This window comes from Streptomyces sp. NPDC059224 (assembly GCF_042754285.1).
In the GTDB taxonomy this organism is placed as follows: Bacteria; Actinomycetota; Actinomycetes; order Streptomycetales; family Streptomycetaceae; genus Streptomyces.
The window spans coordinates 85,934-107,469 of record NZ_JBHZAN010000003.1; the positions used below are offsets into that span (position 1 = coordinate 85,934).

Annotated in this window: 17 protein-coding genes; 8 read left to right on the forward strand and 9 right to left on the reverse strand. The window is 69.8% G+C overall.

Annotated elements, in window-relative coordinates; translation table 11 throughout:
* Positions 1–2 precede the first annotated feature (2 nt).
* Positions 3–872: a glycerophosphodiester phosphodiesterase gene (locus ACFXI4_RS04265; RefSeq protein WP_384988034.1), complete on the reverse strand. Its 870-nt coding sequence runs from the start codon at positions 870–872 to the stop codon at positions 3–5.
* 275 nt (positions 873–1,147) lie between these two features.
* Between ACFXI4_RS04265 and ACFXI4_RS04270 the strand changes: the two genes are divergently transcribed.
* From ACFXI4_RS04270 to ACFXI4_RS04295, 6 genes are all read left to right on the forward strand, one after another.
* Positions 1,148–2,014 (forward strand): MHYT domain-containing protein, encoded by an 867-nt coding sequence (locus ACFXI4_RS04270; protein WP_384988036.1) that lies wholly within the window; start codon positions 1,148–1,150, stop codon positions 2,012–2,014.
* Positions 2,015–2,054: 40 nt separating this feature from the next.
* On the forward strand, positions 2,055–4,202 hold the full coding sequence (gene uvrB / locus ACFXI4_RS04275) for an excinuclease ABC subunit UvrB (RefSeq protein WP_384988038.1): 2,148 nt from the start codon (positions 2,055–2,057) through the stop codon (positions 4,200–4,202).
* A 158-nt stretch (positions 4,203–4,360) separates the two neighbouring features.
* Positions 4,361–4,939 carry a TerD family protein gene (locus tag ACFXI4_RS04280; protein WP_384988040.1) on the forward strand — a complete coding sequence of 193 codons (579 nt, stop codon included), beginning with the start codon at positions 4,361–4,363 and terminating at the stop codon, positions 4,937–4,939.
* A 48-nt stretch (positions 4,940–4,987) separates the two neighbouring features.
* Positions 4,988–6,949 (forward strand): TerD family protein, encoded by a 1,962-nt coding sequence (locus tag ACFXI4_RS04285; protein WP_384988042.1) that lies wholly within the window; start codon positions 4,988–4,990, stop codon positions 6,947–6,949.
* Between the two features lie 222 nt (positions 6,950–7,171).
* Positions 7,172–8,170 (forward strand): TerC/Alx family metal homeostasis membrane protein, encoded by a 999-nt coding sequence (locus tag ACFXI4_RS04290; RefSeq protein WP_384988044.1) that lies wholly within the window; start codon positions 7,172–7,174, stop codon positions 8,168–8,170.
* 381 nt (positions 8,171–8,551) lie between these two features.
* Entirely contained in the window at positions 8,552–9,652 is a 1,101-nt protein-coding gene (locus ACFXI4_RS04295; RefSeq protein ID WP_362719120.1) for an ionic transporter y4hA, read from the forward strand.
* Positions 9,653–9,661: 9 nt separating this feature from the next.
* On the opposite strand, the gene ACFXI4_RS04300 is transcribed toward ACFXI4_RS04295, so the two are convergent.
* Positions 9,662–10,966: an MFS transporter gene (locus ACFXI4_RS04300; protein ID WP_384988046.1), complete on the reverse strand. Its 1,305-nt coding sequence runs from the start codon at positions 10,964–10,966 to the stop codon at positions 9,662–9,664.
* Between the two features lie 139 nt (positions 10,967–11,105).
* Here ACFXI4_RS04300 and aroQ point away from each other — a divergent pair, with 139 nt between their 5' ends.
* Complete coding sequence (aroQ, locus tag ACFXI4_RS04305) at positions 11,106–11,579, forward strand: type II 3-dehydroquinate dehydratase (protein WP_362731057.1); 474 nt, start codon at positions 11,106–11,108, stop codon at positions 11,577–11,579.
* Positions 11,580–11,583: 4 nt separating this feature from the next.
* Here aroQ and ACFXI4_RS04310 read toward each other — a convergent pair whose 3' ends face one another.
* The 5 genes from ACFXI4_RS04310 to ACFXI4_RS04330 all read right to left on the reverse strand — a co-directional run bounded on the left by ACFXI4_RS04310 (position 11,584) and on the right by ACFXI4_RS04330 (position 15,975).
* Entirely contained in the window at positions 11,584–12,336 is a 753-nt protein-coding gene (locus tag ACFXI4_RS04310) for an amino acid ABC transporter ATP-binding protein (RefSeq protein ID WP_384988048.1), read from the reverse strand.
* Positions 12,333–13,253, reverse strand: a complete 921-nt coding sequence (locus ACFXI4_RS04315) for an amino acid ABC transporter permease (RefSeq protein WP_384988050.1) — start codon at positions 13,251–13,253, stop codon at positions 12,333–12,335. The genes ACFXI4_RS04310 and ACFXI4_RS04315 overlap by 4 nt, the downstream gene beginning before the upstream one ends.
* Positions 13,250–14,134: an ABC transporter substrate-binding protein gene (locus tag ACFXI4_RS04320; RefSeq protein ID WP_384988052.1), complete on the reverse strand. Its 885-nt coding sequence runs from the start codon at positions 14,132–14,134 to the stop codon at positions 13,250–13,252. Before ACFXI4_RS04320 ends, ACFXI4_RS04315 begins: the two co-directional genes overlap by 4 nt.
* Positions 14,135–14,587: 453 nt before the next feature.
* Positions 14,588–15,244: an MBL fold metallo-hydrolase gene (locus ACFXI4_RS04325; RefSeq protein ID WP_362727506.1), complete on the reverse strand. Its 657-nt coding sequence runs from the start codon at positions 15,242–15,244 to the stop codon at positions 14,588–14,590.
* A gap of 44 nt (positions 15,245–15,288) precedes the next feature.
* Positions 15,289–15,975 (reverse strand): maleylpyruvate isomerase family mycothiol-dependent enzyme, encoded by a 687-nt coding sequence (locus ACFXI4_RS04330; RefSeq protein ID WP_384988054.1) that lies wholly within the window; start codon positions 15,973–15,975, stop codon positions 15,289–15,291.
* 224 nt (positions 15,976–16,199) lie between these two features.
* Between ACFXI4_RS04330 and uvrA the strand changes: the two genes are divergently transcribed.
* Positions 16,200–19,229 carry an excinuclease ABC subunit UvrA gene (gene uvrA, locus ACFXI4_RS04335; protein ID WP_384988056.1) on the forward strand — a complete coding sequence of 1,010 codons (3,030 nt, stop codon included), beginning with the start codon at positions 16,200–16,202 and terminating at the stop codon, positions 19,227–19,229.
* 205 nt (positions 19,230–19,434) lie between these two features.
* Here uvrA and ACFXI4_RS04340 read toward each other — a convergent pair whose 3' ends face one another.
* Together ACFXI4_RS04340 and ACFXI4_RS04345 are read right to left on the reverse strand one after the other, a co-directional pair.
* Positions 19,435–20,346 (reverse strand): carbohydrate kinase, encoded by a 912-nt coding sequence (locus ACFXI4_RS04340; RefSeq protein ID WP_384988058.1) that lies wholly within the window; start codon positions 20,344–20,346, stop codon positions 19,435–19,437.
* Positions 20,343–21,533, reverse strand: a complete 1,191-nt coding sequence (locus ACFXI4_RS04345; protein ID WP_384988060.1) for a LacI family DNA-binding transcriptional regulator — start codon at positions 21,531–21,533, stop codon at positions 20,343–20,345. Before ACFXI4_RS04345 ends, ACFXI4_RS04340 begins: the two co-directional genes overlap by 4 nt.
* Positions 21,534–21,536: the final 3 nt, after the last annotated feature.

A 21,536-nucleotide genomic window follows, 5' to 3' on the forward strand; every position in this document is an offset into this window, starting at 1 on the left:
GCTCAGCCCGCGCGCAGCGCGGCCCGCACCACGTCAGGCTTGTTGGTGATGATCCCGTCGACGCCGTAGCCGACGGCCTTCCAGGTGGTGGCCGCGTCGTTCACCGTCCAGGTGAAGACGCGCAGGGGCCTGCCGTGCGGACCGTCGAACGAGTGCACGGAGGAGACGTAACCGGCGGAAATGGAGTCCACCGAGGGGTTGACCAGGTCCGTGAATCCCGCGTACCGGCGCAGGGCCGACACGGGCGGTGTGCCGAGGTAGCCGGTCGTCACCGCGGGCCTGAGACCGTGCACGACGCGCAGGCTGTCCGCGCTGAAACTCTGCACGACGATCCGGTCCAGGTGACGGCCGTCCAGCCAGCCCTCGTTCCCCAGCAGGTCGACGATCTGCCGCTCGATGCCGGGATACAGCTCCGGGTTCTTGATCTCCAGGAGCAGTTTCTCGTGGTTGTGCTCGATCCTTCGCATGTACTGCGTGAGCGTGGGCACGCGCGTGCCTGTGCAGGAGGCCGAGAACCAGCTGCCCGCGTCCAGCCGGGCGATCTCCGCGGCGGTGAAGTCCTTCACCTTCCACGGCGCGCGGCCGGGGAAGACCTGTTCGACGTTCGTGGTGCGCGCGAGGCTGTCGTCGTGGAGGACCACCAGCCGGCCGTCCCTGGTGCGCTGCACGTCGTTCTCGACCCAGGTGAAGCCCAGCGCGGCCGCCTTGTCGACGGCGGGCAGCGTGTTCTCCGGCGCGTAGGCGGAGGCACCCCGGTGCGCCAGCACCGTGGGCTCGCGGGCGTCGCCGGCCCCGGCGGCGGGCACGGGACTGAGCAGGGCCGCCGTGCCCAGCAGCGCGGTGGTCGTGGCGGCGACGGCACGCGCGTGCATGCGTCCTCCTCATGTCGGTCGAATACGTACAGCACAAGACTGACAGCAAGGAGTCAACGGCGGCCGGGTACGGGACGGCCACAGATGAACGGAGTTACCCAAGTCCGCTCACTGATGCCGCACAAGTGCGGCAAGGCCGTGTTTCTTTGCCGGAAAATCGTTCGACCATTCCGGTGCGGGTCATACTCTCTGCGTCAACCCTGACCGCTCGGGCGGTCCTGGGACGGGGCGCATATCAAATATTCCGGGACGCAAAGGGTGAAGGGCAGCCACGTATGCAGGGCACGGTCGACGGATTCAGCTACGGGGTCGTCACCCCGCTGGTGGCCTACGTGATGGCCTGCCTCGGCGGTGCCCTCGGGCTGCGCTGCACGACCCGCGCGATGCTGGTGGCACAGTCCTGGCGGCCCGCCTGGCTCGCCCTGGGGTCGGCCGCGATCGGCTCCGGCATATGGACCATGCACTTCGTCGCCATGATGGGGTTCAGCGTCAAGGAGACGCCGGTCCACTACGACAAGACGATCACTTTTGCGAGCCTCGGCCTCGCCATCGTCATGGTGAGTGTCGGGATCTTCATAGTCGGCTACCGGGGTGCCACCGGAACCGCGCTCTTCACGGGCGGCACGATCACCGGCCTGGGCATCGCCTCGATGCACTACCTCGGCATGGCCGGCCTGCGCCTCAACGGGACCCTGGAGTACGACACGCTCACCATGGTCGCGTCGGTCCTGATAGGGGTCGTGGCCGCCACCTCGGCGCTGTGGGCGGCCGGGCGGGTCCGCGGCTTCCTGTGGAGCGTCGGCGCGAGCCTCGTGATGGGACTGGCCGTCAGCGGTATGCACTACACCGGCATGGCCGCCATGACCGTGCACCTCCACCACACCGGTGGCACGCCCCCCGGCGACTCGCCGGCCTCCCTGCTCGCCCCCATGCTGATCGGCCCGCTGGCCTTCCTCTGCCTCGCCGCCGTGGTCGTCGTCCTCGACCCCATGATGATCATCGGCAGGCCCGAGCGGCTCCGCGTCGAGCACAAGCCGGGTGTCCCGGCCGACGAGGTGACCCACCACCCGAGCCGCCGGCCGCAGCTGCGCATCAGCCGCCAGCAGGGCCACCGCAGCTCCCGCACCCCGCAGAATCGCTGATCAGAGCCGGTTGTCAGTGCGGGGTCGTACGGTTGATGCCATGCGGCCCGTTTCCCACATCGAACGCACGGTGGCGCCCTTCGAGGTCGTCAGCCCGTACCAGCCCAGCGGCGACCAGCCGGCGGCCATCGCCGACCTGGCCAAGCGCGTCGGGGCCGGTGAGAAGGACGTCGTCCTTCTCGGCGCGACCGGCACCGGCAAGTCCGCCACCACCGCGTGGATGATCGAGAAGCTCCAGCGCCCCACCCTGGTGATGGCGCCGAACAAGACCCTGGCCGCGCAGCTGGCCAACGAGTTCCGCGAGCTCCTCCCGAACAACGCGGTCGAGTACTTCGTCTCGTACTACGACTACTACCAGCCCGAGGCGTACGTCCCGCAGTCGGACACCTACATCGAGAAGGACTCCTCGATCAACGAGGAGGTCGAGCGACTGCGCCACTCCGCCACCAACTCGCTGCTCACCCGCCGAGACGTCATCGTGGTCGCCTCCGTGTCCTGCATCTACGGCCTCGGCACACCGCAGGAGTACGTCGACCGGATGGTCCCGCTGCGGGTCGGAGACGAGATCGACCGCGACCTCCTGCTGCGCCGTTTCGTCGACATCCAGTACACGCGCAACGACATGGCGTTCACCCGGGGCACCTTCCGCGTCCGCGGTGACACCATCGAGATCTTCCCGGTCTACGAGGAGCTCGCCGTCCGCATCGAGATGTTCGGCGACGAGATCGAGGCGCTGTCCACGCTGCACCCGCTCACCGGCGAGATCATCAGCGACGACCAGCAGCTGTACGTCTTCCCGGCCTCCCACTACATCGCGGGTCCCGAGCGCCTGGAGCGGGCCGTCAACGACATCGAGAAGGAGATGGCGGAGCGCCTCGCGGAGCTGGAGAAGCAGGGCAAGCTCCTGGAGGCCCAGCGGCTGCGCATGCGCACCACGTACGACATCGAGATGCTCCGCCAGATCGGCACCTGTTCCGGCGTGGAGAACTACTCGATGCACTTCGACGGCCGTTCGCCCGGCTCGCCGCCCAACACCCTGCTCGACTACTTCCCGGACGACTTCCTCCTCGTCATCGACGAGTCGCATGTCACCGTGCCGCAGATCGGCGCCATGTACGAGGGCGACGCCTCCCGTAAGCGCACCCTCGTGGACCACGGTTTCCGGCTGCCCTCCGCCCTGGACAACCGCCCCCTGAAGTGGGAGGAGTTCCAGGAGCGCATCGGGCAGGCCGTGTACCTGTCGGCCACCCCCGGCACCTACGAGCTGTCGCGCGGGGACGGCGTCGTCGAACAGATCATCCGCCCCACCGGCCTCGTCGACCCGGAGGTCGTCGTCAAGCCCACCGAGGGCCAGATCGACGACCTGGTGCACGAGATCCGCAAGCGCACCGAGAAGGACGAGCGGGTCCTGGTCACCACCCTCACCAAGAAGATGGCCGAGGACCTCACCGACTACTTCCTCGAACTCGGCATCCAGGTGCGCTATCTGCACAGCGACGTCGACACCCTGCGCCGCGTCGAGCTGCTGCGCGAGCTGCGCTCCGGCGAGTACGACGTCCTGGTCGGCATCAACCTGCTGCGTGAGGGCCTCGACCTGCCCGAGGTGTCCCTGGTGGCCATCCTCGACGCCGACAAGGAAGGCTTCCTGCGCTCCGGCACCTCGCTGATCCAGACCATCGGCCGCGCCGCGCGCAATGTCTCCGGCCAGGTCCACATGTACGCCGACAAGATCACCCCGGCGATGGAGCGGGCCATCGACGAGACCAACCGCCGCCGGGAGAAGCAGGTCGCCTACAACACGGCCAACGGCATCGACCCGCAGCCGCTGCGCAAGAAGATCAACGACATCGTCGCGCAGATCGCCCGCGAAGAGGTCGACACCGAACAGCTGCTCGGCACGGGCTACCGGGGGCAGAAGGACGGCAAGGCGGCCAAGGCACCCGTTCCGGCCCTGGGCGGCAAGGCGGCGAAGGGCGCGAAGGCGGGCAAGGCCGCCGGGGGCAAGGCGAAGGAAACGGTGCCGACCGACCGCCCGGCGGCCGAACTCGCCGAGCAGATCGAGGAGATGACGGAGCGTATGCGTGCCGCCGCCGCGGATCTGCAGTTCGAGATCGCGGCCCGGCTGCGTGACGAGGTCTCCGAGATGAAGAAGGAACTGCGCCAGATGAGGGAGGCGGGCCTGGCCTGACCACCGGGTCGCCGCCGGACCCCGGTAAGGACGCGAAGTGTTGCAACACCGACACAAACCGCGGACCGGGGTTCGGCACTGTCAGTGGCGCTGCATAGGGTTTTGGACAACCGTGCACTCCGCGGTAACCGGGGACATCCGACGAGGGGACAGCAGCCGTGACCGTCAACATGACCAAGGGTCAGGCCATCAGCCTGGAGAAGAAGGACGGCGGCTCCCTGAGCGCGGTCCGCATGGGTCTTGGTTGGAAGGCGGCACCCCGCCGCGGGCTGTTCGGTTCGCGCACCCGGGAGATCGACCTGGACGCCTCGGCAGTGCTGTTCGCCGACAAGCAGCCCGTCGACGTCGTGTTCTTCCGTCACCTGGTGAGCGACGACGGCTCCGTCCGGCACACGGGCGACAACCTCGTCGGCGGCGCGGGACACGGCGGCGACGACGAGGCCATCCTCGTCGACCTCTCGCGCGTCCCGGTCCACATCGACCAGATCGTCTTCACCGTCAACTCCTTCACCGGCCAGACCTTCCAGGAAGTGCAGAACGCCTTCTGCCGGCTGGTCGACGAGACCAACGGCCAGGAACTCGCGCGCTACACGCTCGACGGCGGGGGCGAGTACACCGCCCAGATCATGGCGAAGGTGCACCGGTCCGGCTCGGGCTGGACGCTGACGGCCCTGGGTGTGCCGGCCAAGGGCCGTACCTTCCAGGACCTGGTGCCCACGATCCTGCCGGTCCTCTAGGAGCGGCCCGCGGCGCACGACGACACGACACACAGGGGGACACGGGCGATGTCGGCCGAATTGACGCGCGGCCAGAACCATCCGCTTCCGCGGAACCGGATCGAGATCCGGATCTCGGCCGACGTGCCGGTCGTTGCAGGGGCCACCCTCGCCGATGACAGCGGCCGGGTACGGGACGCCGACGGGGTGGCCCACCCGGGCGCACCCACGCTGCCCGGGATCGAGGTCCCCCGGCAGGCGGCCGCCGAACACCGGCTCGCCGTCGACCTCGACGCCCTGCCCGAGACCGTGCACCGGGTCAGCGTCCTGATCGCCCTGCCCGCCGCACCCGGCGGCCCGCTCCGCTTCGGCGCGGTCGCCGCGCCGCGCGCCGCCGTCACCAGTCTCGACGGCACCGAGGTCGCCGGCTACACCCTCGCCGGCCTGGACGCCGAGTCGGCGGTCGTGGCCCTGGAGCTCTACCGCCGCCAGGGCGCCTGGAAGATCCGCGCGGTGGGCCAGGGTTACGCGCAGGGCCTCACCGCGCTCCTGACCGACCAGGGTCTGCCGCAGGCCGCCGAGCTCGCCCGCGGTATCGAGGAGGCGGTGGCACGCGGCGTGGCCCGGGCGGTCCCGGTGCACGCGGACACCGGCCGCTCCCGCCCCACGGCCGCCTCCGTCGCCGGTCCGGACGCGTCCGGCACCGTCGCCGGGTCCCCGTACGACGTCCAGGCCCCCGCCGACGGGGGGTCCCCGACACCCGAGGAACGCGCTGCCGCCGAGGCTGCGGCACCCGCCGACGGCCCCGTCGACTACACGCATCCCAAGCGCCGCCGGCAGTCCGTGCCCACGGTCCCGGAGGCGCCCACCCCGGCTCCGCCGGCTCCGGCCGACGGACCCGTCCCGCCCGTCGCGGGCGATGCGGTCGGCTGGTCCATGGACGAGCGGCTGTACAACCAGGTCTGGGGCATGTTCGAGGACCTGGCCCGCTCCACCGCCGCCTACCGCAGCGCCGTCGACTTCGCCGAGTCCCGGATGGAGAAGGATCTCGACCAGGTCCTCGCCGACCCGCGTAACCGCCTGGGCTCGGCGGGCGACGCCGCACGCGAGGCGGCCCGCGCCCGGCAGGCCCAACTGGTCGACCGGGCCCAGGCGGTCCTCGACCGCGACCTGACCCAGCTCACCGCCGAGTCCGAGGTCGTCGAGCCCGCCCTGCCACCGGCGTACGCACGGTGGGACAACCCTGTCTGGCACGCCTACCGGGTACCGACGGAAATGCCCATGGCCGTGCGCCTGGGCGACCTCCACCTCGCCGAGAGCGATCCGCTGCGCATTCCGCTGCTGGTCCGGTTGCCGCTGGAGCGGGGTCTGTGGATGGACAGCGGCCTCACCTCGACTCCCGACGGCGGCTTTCCCGACGCCGGTGAGCTGAGGCACCTTGCTCTGGACACGGCGGTGGCGCTCGCGGCCCGGCTGCTCGCCGTGCACCCGGCCGGTGAGTTCGGCGTGCAGGTCATCGATCCGGCCGGTTCGGGCGCCGCCGCACTCGCCTCGCTGACGGGAGCCGGCGTACTGGCCGGGCCGCCCGCGACCGGCGCGGCCGGGGTGGCGGAGGTGCTGGGCCGGCTGACCGAGCGCGTCGACCTGGTGCGGATGGCCGTACGCGGTGGCGCGGCGGACGCCCTGCCGCCCGGCCTGGACACCTCACGGCACCTGCTGATCGTCAACGAGTTCCCGCACGGTTTCGACGACCGAGCCGTCACGCAGCTGAGGTATCTCGCGGATGAAGGTCCGGACGCCGGTGTCCATCTCCTGCTGGTCGCCGACCGCGAGGACGCCGCCGCCTACGGACCGTTGCTCGATCCACTGTGGCGTTCACTGATGCGACTCACGCCGGTGCCGGACGACCACCTGGCCGACCCGTGGGTGGGGCATGCCTGGACGTACGAGCCCTGCCGTGTGCCGCCCGGCAGCCAGGTGCTCCAGCACGTGCTCCGCCAGGTCGCGATCGCTTGTACCAAGCGTATGTAAAATCCTCTGACCAGCCAATTCTGCCTTCCCTTTACCTGATGCTTTACCAATCCTTGGTGATTGAGGTACTGTTTTCCTCACGGAGGGGAGTACTCCCTGTCTGCTGCGGCGTACCCGTCAATACGGATCCGGCCGGATCCCGGGGCGTCGGCCCGTCTCGGGTGGAAGAGACCTCCGGCAGCGACAACGCTGACCCTTTGCCATTCACAAACCGGAGGCGCAGTGGATGTGTCCGTGACCCTTTGGGTCCTCACCATCTTGGGGCTGGCAGCCCTCATCGGGGTCGACTTCTTCATCGGCCGCAAACCTCACGACGTGTCCGTCAAGGAAGCCGGGATCTGGACCGTCGTCTGGATCGCCCTGGCCGGACTCTTCGGCATCGGCCTGTTCCTCTTCGGTGGCGGCCGGCCCGCCGGTGAGTTCTTCGCGGGCTTCATCACCGAGAAGTCGCTGAGCGTCGACAACCTCTTCGTCTTCGTCCTGATCATGGCGAAGTTCGCCGTGCCCTCGCAGTACCAGCAGCGGGTGCTGCTGGTCGGCGTCCTCATAGCCCTGGTCCTGCGGGCGATCTTCATCGCCGCGGGCGCCGCGATCCTCGCCAGCTTCTCGTGGGTGTTCTTCCTGTTCGGCGCCTTCCTCATCTGGACCGCCTGGAAGCTGATCCAGGAGGCCCGCGCCGACGAGGAGGAAGAGGAGTTCGAGGAGAACAAACTGCTCAAGGCCGCGGAGCGCAGGTTCGGCGTGGCCGACCGGTACCACGGCACCAAGCTGTGGATCCAGCAGAACGGCAAGCGGGTCATGACCCCGATGCTGGTCGTGATGCTTGCGATCGGTTCGACCGACGTCCTGTTCGCGCTGGACTCCATCCCTGCGATCTTCGGTCTCACGCAGGACCCGTACATCGTCTTCACGGCCAACGCCTTCGCGCTGATGGGTCTGCGGCAGCTGTACTTCCTCATCGGCGGACTGCTGAGGAAGCTGGTCCACCTGTCGTACGGTCTGTCGATCATCCTCGGCTTCATCGGTGTGAAGCTCGTGCTGCACGCTCTGCACGAGTCCGGTGTGCACGTCCCGGAGATCAGCATCCCGGTCTCGCTCGGCGTGATCTGCGCGGTTCTGATCGTCACCACGATCACCAGCCTGAGGGCCTCCGGGAAGCAGGCGGCCGAGGCGGCGCAGGGCCGGAGCGAAGGCGCTCCGAAGGACAGTGTCGACGTCTGACCACGTCGGACGTAGGACCACCCCGTGGAGCGGTGCGCAGCGCATTGCCGACCCACCGCTCCCGGTGCTTCGTCGGGTGGCGGAGTGTCCCCGATCGGGCGTGCCGCCACCTGGTGGAGGCAACCGTGACATTCGCCCAGATCGTCGACTTCGAGACCGACCGCATCGACGAGATGAGGGCCCTCGCCGGCGAGTTGGGCAGCCAGCACGCCGGTGGCGAGAACAGCCCGATGCGCCGACTGATCCTCAGGGGCCGGAGCCGGCCGGGCCGCTACCTGGGCGTGATCGAGTTCAACTGGGGCCGTACCGCGCCGGCGGCAGGCGCCCGGCACCCGAAAGGACCGGAATGCGAACCCAGTACGCCTCTGTCACCATCGCTGCATGATCATTCGGCTCAGGTCGCTCACCACCCAGTGGACGTTCCTCGTGCCGGTGCTCGCGGTCGTCCTGCTCCTGTTCACCTGGGGCCGCGATCTGTCGGGCGCGGTCGTCGCGCTGGTGACCGTGGTGCTCGCCGGATCCGTCCTCGCCGCCGTCCACCATGCCGAGGTCGTCGCCCACCGTGTCGGCGAACCCTTCGGCTCCCTGGTCCTCGCCATCGCCGTCACGATCATCGAGGTGGCCCTGATCGTCACCCTCATGGTCGACGGCGGTGACAAGAGTTCCACCCTGGCCCGGGACACCGTCTTCGCCGCCGTGATGATCACTTGCAACGGCATCGTCGGCGTCTGTCTCCTCGTCGCCTCCTTGCGCCACGGCACCGCGGTCTTCAACCCCGAGGGCACCGGTGCCGCCCTCGCCACCGTGGCCACCCTGGCCACACTCAGCCTGGTCCTGCCGACCTTCACCACCAGCAAACCGGGTCCGGAGTTCTCCGGAGTACAGCTGACCTTCGCGGCCCTGTCCTCACTGATCCTGTACGGCCTGTTCGTCGCCACCCAGACCGTGCGGCACCGCGACTATTTCCTTCCGATCACCAGGCAGGGCGAGGTGATCGACGGCGACGACCACGCCGATGCCCCCTCCGCGCTCACCGCCTGGATCAGCCTCGGACTGCTGGGCCTCGCCCTCGTCGGCGTCGTCGGTCTGGCCAAGGGCGTGTCACCGACCATCGAGTCCGGTGTGCAGGCGGCCGGACTGCACCAAGCCGTCGTCGGTGTGATCATCGCCCTGCTGGTGCTGCTCCCCGAGACCATCGCCGCCCTGCGCGCCGCCCGCCGCGACCGCGTGCAGACCAGCCTCAACCTGGCGCTGGGCTCGGCCATGGCCAGCATCGGCCTGACCATACCGGCCGTCGCGCTCGCCTCTATCTGGCTCACCGGCCCGCTGCTCCTCGGTCTCGGCGCGACCCACATGCTGCTGCTCGCGCTCACCGTGGTGGTTAGCTCCCTCACGGTCGTGCCGGGCCGGGCCACGCCGCTCCAGGGCGGCGTCCACCTGGTGCTGTTCGCCGCCTACCTGGAGCTGGCGATCAACCCGTAGACGCCGCACTCAGCCGGTGACCGGCTCGGCCGCCGCCACCGGCACCGGTCGCGTCTCCGGCAGCAGTGCGAAGCAGCCGAGGCTCAGCAGCGCGATCGCCGTCAGATAGGTCCCCACGGCCCACGGCACGCGCCCGCTGTGCTCCGCCAGCGCTGTCGCGACGATCGGAGTGAGCGCGCCCCCGAGCACCCCGCCGAGGTTGTAGCCGACAGCGGCACCGGTGCAGCGCACCCGGGGCTCGTACAGCTCCGGCAGATAGGCGGCGACGACCGCGAACATGGCGATGAAGGCGATCAGCGCGCCCGTGAACCCGAGGAACATCAGCAGGGGTTCACCGGTCGCCAGCAGCGCGACCATCGGGAACATCCACAGCGCCGAGGCCGTGCACCCCGCGAGACACAGCGGCCGTCGTCCGTAGCGGTCGCCGAGCAGAGCCATCACCGGCGTGAGCGAGCCCTTCACCACCACGGCGGCCATGATGCAGACGAGCATGACGGTACGGCTCACCCCGAGCCGTTCCGTCCCGTACGCCAGCGACCAGGTGGTCACCGCGTAGAACACCGCGTACCCGACCGCGAGTGCCCCCGCCGTCAGCAGCACCGTCCGCCAGTGATGGCGTACGACCTCGGCGATCGGCACGCGCGCGTGGTCGTCGAGCTCCAGGAACCTCGGGCTCTCGGCCAGCGACGAACGCAGCCACAGCCCGCTCAGCGCCAGCGCCCCCGCCGCCCAGAACGGCACCCGCCAGCCCCACTGCGCGAACTGCGCTTCGGACAGCGACGCGGACAGCGCCAGCATCACGCCGTTGGCGAGCAGGAACCCGACGGCAGGGCCGATCTGCGGAAAGCTGGACCACAGGGCGCGCCGCCCGGGCGGCGCGTGCTCCGCGGTCAGCAGCACCGCCCCGCCCCACTCACCGCCGAGTCCCAGCCCCTGCAGGAAGCGCAGCACGAGCAGCAGCACAGGGGCGGCGACGCCGATCGTGCCGTACGCCGGCAGGCAGCCGACAGCGACCGTCGAGGCGCCGGTCAGCAGCAGGGACGCGACCAGGACCGGACGCCGGCCGCGCCGGTCCCCGATATGCCCGAACAGCACCGAGCCCAGCGGGCGGGCCACGAACCCCACGCCGAACGTACCGAAAGCCGCCAGCGTCCCCGCGAGCGGTGAGAACGTCGGGAAGAACAGCGGCCCCAGGACGAGCGCCGCGGCCGTGCCGTAGACGAAGAAGTCGTAGAACTCGATGGCGGTCCCGGCGAGCGAGGCGGCCGCCAGCCGCAGCATCGAGGGAACCCTTACGGTGCGTACATCGCGCATGCCGCGTCAACTACCCAGGGTGACCGTCCGTTACGGGGGCGCACGGCGCCCTTCGCGGGCGCCTCGGCGCACCGTGATAAACCGGTCTGACCCGCGGTCCGCCCAGGGCCGCTCATCGTCCGAACGGACCGGAGGAAGCGTGCCCCGCACCCTGGCCAACGCCCCGATCATGATCCTCAACGGGCCCAACCTGAACCTGCTCGGCCAGCGTCAGCCCGAGATCTACGGCTCCGACACGCTCGCCGACGTCGAGGCCCTCTGCGTCAAGGCGGCGGCCGCGCACGGCGGCACCGTGGACTTCCGGCAGTCCAACCACGAGGGCGAACTGGTCGACTGGATCCACGAGGCGCGCCTGAACCACTGTGGGATCGTCATCAACCCGGGCGCCTACTCGCACACCTCGGTCGCCATCCTGGATGCCCTCAACACCTGCGACGGGATGCCTGTGTTGGAGGTCCACATCTCCAACATCCACAAGCGCGAGTCGTTCCGGCACCACTCCTATGTCTCCCTGCGTGCCGACGGGGTGATCGCCGGATGCGGTGTGCAGGGCTATGTGTTCGGCGTCGAGCGGGTGGCGGCGCTGGCCGGCGCGGCCACCGCCGACGCCTGACGCCTCAGAGCCGTCCGGCCTCCACGATCCGCCGCAGGAAGCGCCGGGTGCGCTCCTGCCGCGGATCGCCGAACACCTGCTCGGGGCTGCCGCGTTCGAGCACGACACCGCCGTCGAGGAAGCAGACCTGGTCGGCGACGTCCCGGGCGAAGCCCATCTCGTGCGTCGCCAGCACCATGGTCATGCCCTCGTCCTTCAGGCCGCGGACCACGGCGAGTACCTCGCCGACCAGCTCCGGGTCGAGGGCGGCGGTGACCTCGTCGAGCAGCAGCAGCCGGGGCCGTACCGCCAGGGCGCGCACGATCGCCACCCGCTGCTGCTGACCGCCGCTCAGCCGGTCCGGGTAGGCGTCCGTCCTGTCACCCAGTCCGAGGCGCTCCAGGAGCTCCCGGGCCCGTTCCTCGGCCTCCGCGCGGGAGACGCCGTGCACCCGGCGCGGTGCCAGGGTGATGTTGTCCAGCACGGTCATGTGCGGGAAGAGGTTGTACGACTGGAAGACCACGCCGATGCGGCGGCGTACCGCGTCCTGGTCCGCGCGCGGAGCGGTGATCTCCTCGCCGTCCAGCCAGATTGCGCCGTCGTCTATCTCCTCGAGGAGGTTGGCACAGCGCAGCAGCGTCGACTTGCCGGAGCCGGACGCCCCGATCAGCGCGGTCACCGTGTGCGGGGCGACCGCCAGGTCCACGTCGCGCAGCACCACCGAACCGCCGAATGTCTTGCGGACGGACTCCATGCGCAGGACAGGTGCGTCGTTCATATGGATCCTCCCTGGGCCCGCTGCCGGTCCATCCGTGCCGTCACCCAGTCCGTGAAGCGGGTCATCGGGATGGTCAGCGCCACGAAGACCAGCCCGGCGACGATGTACGGCGTGTAGTTGAGACTGCGGCCCACGATGATGTCCGCCGCCCGTACGGCGTCGATCGCGCCGCCGATCGACACGAGACCGGTGTCCTTCTGGAGCGACACCAGGTCGTTCAGCAGCGGCGGAACCTGACGCCGTATCGCCTGCGGAAGCACGACGTGGCGCAGGGCCTGCCGGTTGCTGAGGCCGAGGGAGCGGGCCGCCGCGCGCTGCGAGGGGTGAACGGACTCGATGCCGGCGCGGAACACCTCGGCCACATAGGCGGAGTACGTCAGCGTCAGCGCGGTACCGCCCAGCAGCACCGGATCGACCGTCACGCCCTGGAGGCGCAGCGCCGGGACGCCCAGCACCACGATCATCAGGTTGATCAGCAGCGGCAGCCCGCGGAAGAAGTCGGTGTACGCCGCTGCGAGCGCACGCAGCGGGAAGAACACCGGTCCGCGCAGCGTACGCGCGATGGCGATCAGCATGCCGAGGACGAGTACGGCGGCGCCGCAGACGAGCAGCAGCCGGACGTTCAGCCACAGCCCTTCGAGGACCTTCGGCAACGCCTCGCGCGCGTACTGCCCGTTGAAGAACGTCTCCCTGGTGCGCGGCCAGCCGGGCGCGTTCACGACGACCAGGTAGAGCACGGCCGCCGTGACCAGCGTCGAGAGCGCGGCGATCGCGGTGGCGCGCCGGGCGCGGACCCGCCTGTGGCGCTCCCGCTTCAGCCGCCGTTCGGAGGGCGTGTAGCCGTCGTCCGCGTGCGCGGACATGCCGCTCGTGCCGTCCGCGCCCTCCCGGCCGGGCCCGTCCTCGGCGACGGTCACTTGAGCACCGGGGCGTCGACCGCGTCGGACAGCCACTGCTGCTCGATCTTCGCCAGTGTGCCGTCCCGCCGCAGGGCGTCCACCGCGCTCGTGACGCACGAGGTGAGCGCGCTGCCCTTGTCGAGGACCAGACCGAACTGCTCGGGCGTGCCGCCCTGGTTCTCGAACTGGCCGACGATCTCCGCGTTCGTCACCTCGGCCGAGGTGATGTAGAAGGCAGTCGGCAGGTCGACCACGATCGCGTCCACCTGGCCGTTCTTCAGCGCCGACTTGGCCTGGTCGTTCTTGGCGTACACGGCGGGCTGCTGCGACGGCTTCACCACGTCGGTGATGTACTCGAGGCTGGTGGTGCCGACCTGGGCTCCCAGCTTCAGCCCCTTCAGATCCGCGATACCCGTCGCCTTCGCGGCCTTGCTGCCCTTGAGCGCGATGACCGCCTGACGGACGTCGTAGTAACCCGACGAGAAGTCCACGGCCTTCTTGCGCTCGGCGCTGATGGACACCTGGTTGATGTCGAAGTCGAAGGTCTTCGCACCGGGCGCGAACGCCTTGTTGAACGGCACGCTCTGCCAGACGACCGCACTCTTGTCGTAACCCAGTTGCTTCGCGACGGCGTACGCGACCGCTGACTCGAACCCCTCGCCGTCGGCCGGCTTGTCGTCCTTGAACCACGGCTCGTAGGCCGGTTCGTCCGTCGCGATCGTCAGCTTGCCGGAGGTCCGGGTCGTCAACTCACCCCTGGCGCAGGTGGTTCGGTCCGACGAGGAAGATCCGCCGGACGCCTTCTCCTCCGGCTGCGGAGCGCAGCCGACAGCGGTGGCGAGCAGGGCTATGGTGGCGGCGGCGACAGCGCTGCGCAGTGCGCTCGGGGCAGGATGCATGGCCGGAGAGTGACAGCGAACGCCGCGTATGTCCAGGTCAAAGGGTTACCTGTCCGCATGCTGGGAACCGGTGTTGCGGTCGTGTGAACGTTGCCCGCTGCGGGTTGCGGGGCGACCCCGCCAGGGCCGCCGGTCGAGGGCGGGGAATGATGACCGGCGGCCCGTACCGCGCAGGAGCCGTCATCCTGTGCGGGGCCGTCACCAGTTGACCGCGCGGCGACGCGCGAGGGGAGAGTGCGCTGCACCCCGGCGCGTGCGAACCCTTCACACGGGGCGCGCGTCGGCCCCGCGCGGGGCGTGTGAGGTTGTGCGCGCGGGGCGCGGGTGAAGGGGCGTGCGCCGGGCGGGAGTTGTGAACCGCACGCCGAGCGCGCCGGGGCCCGTGCGCCGGGCCGCGCACTTCACACGCGCACCTCGTACACGCGGTTCACTTGGACGGCTCAGGCCCAGGGCTCACCACCCGCGTGCGTGCCACTCCGGAAGGTGCGGGCGCTCGGTGCCCAGCGTGGTGTCGTTGCCGTGCCCCGGATACACCCAGGTCTCGTCCGGGAGCGCGTCGAAGATCTTCGTCTCGACGTCACGGATCAGGCTCGCGAAGGCCTTCGCGTCCTTGCGCGTGTTGCCGACACCCCCTGGGAAGAGGCAGTCCCCGGTGAAGACGTGCGGGTGGCCGTGCGGGTCGTCGTAGACCAGGGCGATGGAGCCGGGGGTGTGACCGACGAGATGGCGGGCGGTCAACTCGACCTGGCCGACCCGGATGACGTCGCCGTCGTCGACGGCGACGTCGGTGGTGACCGGGATGCCGGAGGCGTCCTCGCGGCCCGCGTACGTCCGGGCACCGGTGGCGGCGACGACCTCGGCCAGCGCCTGCCAGTGGTCGCCGTGCTGGTGCGTGGTGACGACGGACGCGATGCCGTCGTCACCGATCGTGCCGAGGAGCGTCTCCGCGTCGTTGGCCGCGTCGATCAGCAGCTGCTCGTCCGTGGCGCGACAGCGCAGCAGATAGGCGTTGTTGTTCATGGGCCCGACCGCGATCTTGGTGATCATCAGGTCCTTGAGCTCGTGCACGTCCGCCGGTCCGCCGACCGTGACCTCTCCGCTGTACGTCATGACGCTCAGCCTATAGCGGGGAGTGGCCGGCGAGGTGACGTGCGCTACAGCGGAGGAAGCGCGGGCAGCGGCCCGCCGAGTACCTCCAGGGCGGTCCCGGCACGCCGCCCGGCGAGCCAGCCCAGCAGGTCCGCGGGCCGGCCGGTGACGGTGACCTCCGGCCGGGGGGCCTGCCGTCCGGTGCGCCACGCGCGCGTGCCGTCCGTGATCCTCGTCGCGGGAACGTCGGGATGCGCGAGAAAGCGGTCCGCGAGGAAGTCGATCTCCCGTTCCGTGAAGTCCGCCGGAACATCCTCCAGCTCGTACCCGATCCCCAGGTCGACATGGTGCAGCTCGACCTCGCCCCAGCGCCGGAACGGCACCCGCGCCGCACTGTCGGTGACCCCGTTGCGCAGCTCCACCGTGCGCGCCCAGTCCGCGGGGGCGGCTCCGCGCACGCGGAAACGGGCGTCGCTCTCGCGCAGGTCGGCGAGCTGGGCGTCGAGAGGGCGCGGGGCGTCGCGCGCGATGTCGGCGTCCCGGGCCTCGCCTGAGACGTACATGGGACGTCCGTCGAGGACGTTCGTGAGCGCGTCCGCGTTGCGGGCGAGGTGGGCCAGGACGTGACCGACCGTCCAACCGGGCAGCCGTGACGGTCGTGCCACGGACGCGTTGTCCAGCTCGGCGACTGCGGTGAGGAGCCGGTCCGTCGCTTCCTGTACAGACGCCAGGTCATGAGCGTGATCAATCATGGGGCCGACACTAGCTCCGCCACTCCATCGGGTGAAGGTTTCGCGCTGGGTCCGTAATTCGAATGCGCGTGCTATATCGTCGGTGGCGACGTCGGGCATGCTGGATGGTCCGGGATTGTTTACGCATCCAGGAATCCAACCGGCGTTGTCAGTGGCTCCCCCTAGTCTGAAGAAGCACGGGGCCCTGCCCCTGCCACTTCTCTCAAGAAAGGTGCGGACCGGCTGTGGCCGACCGTCTCATCGTCCGTGGCGCGCGCGAGCACAATCTGAAGAATGTCTCGCTCGACCTGCCTCGTGACTCGCTCATCGTCTTCACGGGGCTGTCCGGGTCGGGCAAGTCCTCCCTCGCCTTCGACACGATCTTCGCCGAGGGTCAGCGTCGCTACGTGGAGTCGCTCTCCTCGTACGCGCGCCAGTTCCTCGGGCAGATGGACAAGCCGGACGTGGACTTCATCGAGGGCCTGTCCCCGGCGGTGTCCATCGACCAGAAGTCGACCTCGCGCAACCCGCGCTCGACGGTCGGCACCATCACCGAGGTCTACGACTACCTGCGTCTGCTCTTCGCGCGCATCGGCAAGCCGCACTGCCCCGAGTGCGGTCGCCCGATCTCCCGCCAGTCGCCGCAGGCCATCGTCGACAAGGTGCTGGAACTGCCGGAGGGCAGCCGCTTCCAGGTGCTCTCGCCGCTGGTGCGCGAGCGCAAGGGCGAGTTCGTCGACCTGTTCGCCGACCTCCAGACCAAGGGCTACTCCCGCGCACGCGTGGACGGCGAGACCGTGCAGCTCTCCGAACCGCCGGCACTGAAGAAGCAGGAGAAGCACACCATCGAGGTGGTCGTCGACCGCCTCACGGTGAAGGACACCGCCAAGCGCCGCCTCACGGACTCCGTGGAGACCGCGCTGGGACTGTCCGGCGGCATGGTCGTGCTCGATTTCGTCGACCTCCCCGAGGACGACCCCGAGCGCGAGCGCATGTACTCGGAGCACCTGTACTGCCCGTACGACGACCTGTCCTTCGAGGAGCTGGAGCCCCGCTCCTTCTCCTTCAACTCGCCCTTCGGCGCCTGCCCCGAGTGCACCGGCATCGGTACGCGCATGGAGGTCGACCCGGAGCTGATCGTCCCGGACGAGGACAAGTCCCTCGACGAGGGCGCCATCCATCCCTGGTCGCACGGGCACACGAAGGACTACTTCGGCCGCCTGATCGGCGCCCTCGCGGACGCGCTGGGATTCCGCACCGACATCCCCTTCGCCGGCCTGCCGCAGCGCGCCAGGAAGGCCCTGCTCTACGGCCACAAGACACAGATCGAGGTCCGCTACCGCAACCGGTACGGCCGCGAGCGCGTGTACACCACCCCCTTCGAGGGCGCGGTGCCCTTCGTCAAGCGCCGGCACAGCGAAGCCGAGAGCGACGCCAGCCGTGAGCGTTTCGAGGGCTACATGCGCGAGGTGCCCTGCCCGACCTGCCAGGGCACGCGCCTGAAGCCGATCGTCCTCGCCGTCACGATCATGGACAAGTCGATCGCCGAGGTCTCGGCGATGTCCATCAGCGATTGCGCCGAGTTCCTGGGCGAGCTCAAGCTCAACGCGCGCGACAAGAAGATCGCCGAGCGTGTCCTGAAGGAGGTCAACGAGCGGCTGCGGTTCCTGGTCGACGTCGGCCTGGACTATCTCTCGCTGAACCGCGCGGCCGGCACGCTCTCCGGCGGCGAGGCCCAGCGCATCCGTCTGGCCACGCAGATCGGCTCCGGTCTCGTCGGCGTCCTGTACGTCCTCGACGAACCGTCGATCGGCCTGCACCAGCGCGACAACCACCGGCTGATCGAGACCCTGGTCCGGCTCCGCGACATGGGCAACACGCTCATCGTCGTCGAGCACGACGAGGACACCATCAAGGTCGCCGACTGGGTCGTCGACATCGGCCCCGGCGCCGGCGAGCACGGCGGCAAGGTGGTGCACAGCGGCTCCCTCAAGGAACTGCTGGCCAACGAGGAGTCGCAGACCGGTCAGTACCTGTCCGGCAAGAAGGCGATCCCGCTGCCCGACATCCGCCGCCCGCAGGATCCCACCCGCCGGCTCACGGTGCACGGCGCCCGCGAGAACAACCTCCAGGACATCGACGTGTCCTTCCCACTGGGCGTGTTCACGGCCGTCACGGGCGTGTCCGGCTCCGGCAAGTCGACGCTGGTCAACGACATCCTGTACACGCACCTGGCGCGTGAGCTCAACGGTGCGCGCAACGTCCCCGGCAGACACACGCGGGTCGACGGCGACGACCTCGTCGACAAGGTCGTGCACGTCGACCAGTCGCCCATCGGCCGCACCCCGCGATCGAACCCGGCGACGTACACGGGTGTCTTCGACCACGTCCGCAAGCTGTTCGCCGAGACCACCGAGGCGAAGGTCCGCGGCTACCTGCCGGGCCGCTTCTCCTTCAACGTCAAGGGCGGTCGCTGCGAGAACTGCGCGGGCGACGGCACCATCAAGATCGAGATGAACTTCCTCCCGGACGTCTACGTCCCGTGCGAGGTCTGCCACGGAGCCCGGTACAACCGGGAGACGCTGGAGGTCCACTACAAGGGCAAGTCCATCTCCGAGGTCCTGAACATGCCCATCGAAGAAGCCATGCACTTCTTCGAGGCCGTCCCGGCGATCAACCGGCACCTCACGACGCTGCACGACGTCGGTCTCGGCTACGTCCGTCTCGGCCAGTCCGCAACCACGCTGTCCGGCGGTGAGGCACAGCGCGTGAAGCTCGCCAGCGAGCTGCAGAAGCGCTCCACCGGGCGTACGGTCTACGTCCTGGACGAGCCGACCACCGGTCTGCACTTCGAGGACATCAGCAAGCTGCTGAAGGTGCTCGCCGGCCTCGTCGAGAAGGGCAACACGGTCATCGTCATCGAGCACAACCTCGATGTCATCAAGACCGCGGACTGGGTCGTCGACATGGGTCCGGAAGGCGGTGCCGGCGGCGGGCTCGTGGTCGCGGAGGGCACGCCCGAGGAGGTTGCCGCCGTCCCGGCCAGCCACACTGGCAAGTTCCTGCGCGAGATCCTCGGCGCCGATCGCATCAGCGACGCGAGCTCGGTGAAGGCCCCGCGCAAGACGGCGGCGAAGAAGACGGTCGCGGCCAGGTCGGCGACGAAGAAGACGGCGACCGCCTCGACCGCCAACAACACGGCCACGAAGAAGGCGGCCGGGGCCACGAGGAAGACGGCGCCCGCGAAGAAGACGACCCGGGCCCGCAAGGCCTGAGGCCCTCGGCGCCAGGTCGTGACAAATCCAGAAAAGTGCGGCGCCCCGTGGGAACTTCCCGCGGGGCGCCGCTCGTTCCCTCATCAGCCGCCGGATTCCCGCGGCTACGACGAACCTTGACTCATCAACAGCGGAAGCAACGGAAGCTACGCAATCACCGGCATGAGGGCACCCGGTGAATCGGCGAAGGAGATCCGAACGTCCCCTACAGGTCGCCGAGTTCGGACGCGTACGGCGGCTCCGCACCCGCCCGGGAGCAGGTGATCGCGGCCGCCCGCGCCGCGAACCGCAGCAGCCTGGTCCAGCCGTCCGCGCCGAGCCCCGCCAAGGCCTCGGCGGACAGCGCGTCCTGGGCGGCGAGTCCATGCAGCAGAGCCGCGTTCACGGTGTCGCCGGCACCGATCGTGTCCACGACGCCGACCTCCTCACCGGGAACGGCGTACACGGTGCCGTCGGGGGTGAAAGCACTGAGGCCGTCACCGCCGTGGGTGATCACCACTGCCGAGGGGCCCGACGCCAGCCACTCGCGCGGGGTGCCGCCCAGCCAGAGCGCGTCCTCCTCCGAGAGCTTGAGGAGAGTCACCGAGGGCAGCCAGCTCTTGAAGCGTGCCCGGTAGGCATCCGGATCCGTGATCAGGCCTGCCCGGATGTTCGGGTCGAGGGCGGTGAACAGACCCACCGCGGCCGCACCCCGCATCAGCTCCTCGTAGGCGCTCGCACCCGGCTCCAGGACGAGTGAGAGCGTGCCGAAGGAGACGGCACGAGTCGTGGCGGGGAGAGCGGCGGGTGCCGTGAACAGACGGTCCGCGGTGCCGTCGACATAGAAGGAGTAGGAGGCGGATCCCTGTGCGTCGACCGTGGCGGCCGCGAGGGTGGTCGGTTCCGTGCCGCGTTCCACGAGGGAGACGTCGACTCCCGCGCGTCGCAGCCCGTCCAGGAGAGCCTCGCCGAAGGCGTCGTGCGAGGTGCGGGAGCAGAACGAGGTGGGGGAGCCGAGGCGGCCGAGGGCCACGGCCGTGTTGTAGGGGCCGCCGCCGAGCGCCGGCTGCAGGGGCGCGAGGGCGCCCGCGCCCTGCGGTACCAGGTCGATCAGTGCCTCACCGGCGACGACGATCACGAGAGGGTTCCTTCCTCTGGATACCCGGAGTGCTCGTGGTGCCCGGAGCACCCGGGATGCTGGGGATGATCTGGCTGCCCGGACGGCGGGGCCGGCCGGGAGCGGGCGGACCGCTGACGAGAGCCCGTCGACCAGGCGGGTCGGCTCCGCGCGGCCGCCGCCGCGCCGTTCTCCTCGGGGCAGCCGCACGACGACCGGTGGACGAAGGCGCACGGAAGCCGCACGGTCCTGGCGGCCCGGTCGGGTGCGGCCAGGCGTTCCAGGAGCACCCGGACCGCCTCGGCGCCGATCTCTCTGCTGGGCTGGGCGATGGCGGTGAGGCGGGGCGAGAACAGATCGGCCCAGGCGAAGTCGTCGAAGCAGCACAGGGCGATGTCGTGCGGCACCGAGAGGCCGTGCTCGCGCAGAGCGCGCAGGGCGCCGATGGTCATCGCGTTGTTGGCGGTGACGAGCGCCGTGGGTGGTGTGGCGTGTGACATCAGAGCGGCGGTGGCCCGCTCTGCACCGGCGGACTCGGAGTTGCCCGGGACGACCAGACCGTCGTCGAGGGGCAGCCCGGCGGCGGCGAGCCCCTGCCGGTAGCCGGTGATCCGTTCACTGGTGGTGCTGAGTCCGGACAGCCCGGCGACCAGGCCGATCCGGCGGTGCCCGAGACCGGCCAGATGGGTGACCAGCCGGGCCGTCGGCCCGGTGTTCTCGGCGCAGACCTGGTCGAAGCGCGGGCCGCCGTCCGCGCGATCGTCGATCACCCGGTCGAGGAGGACGGTCGGTACGGCGTGCCGGTCGAGGTAGGCGAGGAGTTCACGCGGTTCGGCGGAGGTGGCGACGATCATGCCGTCGACGCGGCGCTCGTGCAGAAGCTGGACGACCTTGCGTTCGTGCGCGGGGTCGTCGTGCGGATCGGCGATGAGCAGGCTGTAGCCGTGCGCCAGGGCAGCGGCCTCGACGCCCTGGAGGATCTCCGTGAAGTAGGGGTTACTGATCGCGGACACCGCGAGCCCGATGGACCGGGTGCGGGAGGTCACCAGGGAGCGGGCGAGGGTGTTGGGCGTGTAGCCCAGTTCCTCGATGGCGTCGAGCACCGCCTGACGGGTGTGGGGCAGCACCGGACGGGTCTCGTTCAGCACATGGGAGACGGTCGCCACGGAGACTCCGGCGCTACGGGCGACGTCGGCCATGGTGGGCACAGG

Bases quoted from the DNA above. Each gene is read 5' to 3' on its own strand.
- ACFXI4_RS04300 (WP_384988046.1), bottom strand. From the start codon at position 10,966: ATGCGCGATGTACGCACCGTAAGGGTTCCCTCGATGCTGCGGCTGGCG.
- ACFXI4_RS04270 (WP_384988036.1), top strand. From the start codon at position 1,148: ATGCAGGGCACGGTCGACGGATTCAGCTACGGGGTCGTCACCCCGCTG.
- ACFXI4_RS04325 (WP_362727506.1), bottom strand. From the start codon at position 15,244: ATGACGTACAGCGGAGAGGTCACGGTCGGCGGACCGGCGGACGTGCAC.
- ACFXI4_RS04320 (WP_384988052.1), bottom strand. From the start codon at position 14,134: ATGCATCCTGCCCCGAGCGCACTGCGCAGCGCTGTCGCCGCCGCCACC.
- uvrB (WP_384988038.1), top strand. From the start codon at position 2,055: ATGCGGCCCGTTTCCCACATCGAACGCACGGTGGCGCCCTTCGAGGTC.
- ACFXI4_RS04295 (WP_362719120.1), top strand. From the start codon at position 8,552: ATGATCATTCGGCTCAGGTCGCTCACCACCCAGTGGACGTTCCTCGTG.
- ACFXI4_RS04310 (WP_384988048.1), bottom strand. From the start codon at position 12,336: ATGAACGACGCACCTGTCCTGCGCATGGAGTCCGTCCGCAAGACATTC.
- ACFXI4_RS04330 (WP_384988054.1), bottom strand. From the start codon at position 15,975: ATGATTGATCACGCTCATGACCTGGCGTCTGTACAGGAAGCGACGGAC.
- ACFXI4_RS04285 (WP_384988042.1), top strand. From the start codon at position 4,988: ATGTCGGCCGAATTGACGCGCGGCCAGAACCATCCGCTTCCGCGGAAC.
- ACFXI4_RS04265 (WP_384988034.1), bottom strand. From the start codon at position 872: ATGCACGCGCGTGCCGTCGCCGCCACGACCACCGCGCTGCTGGGCACG.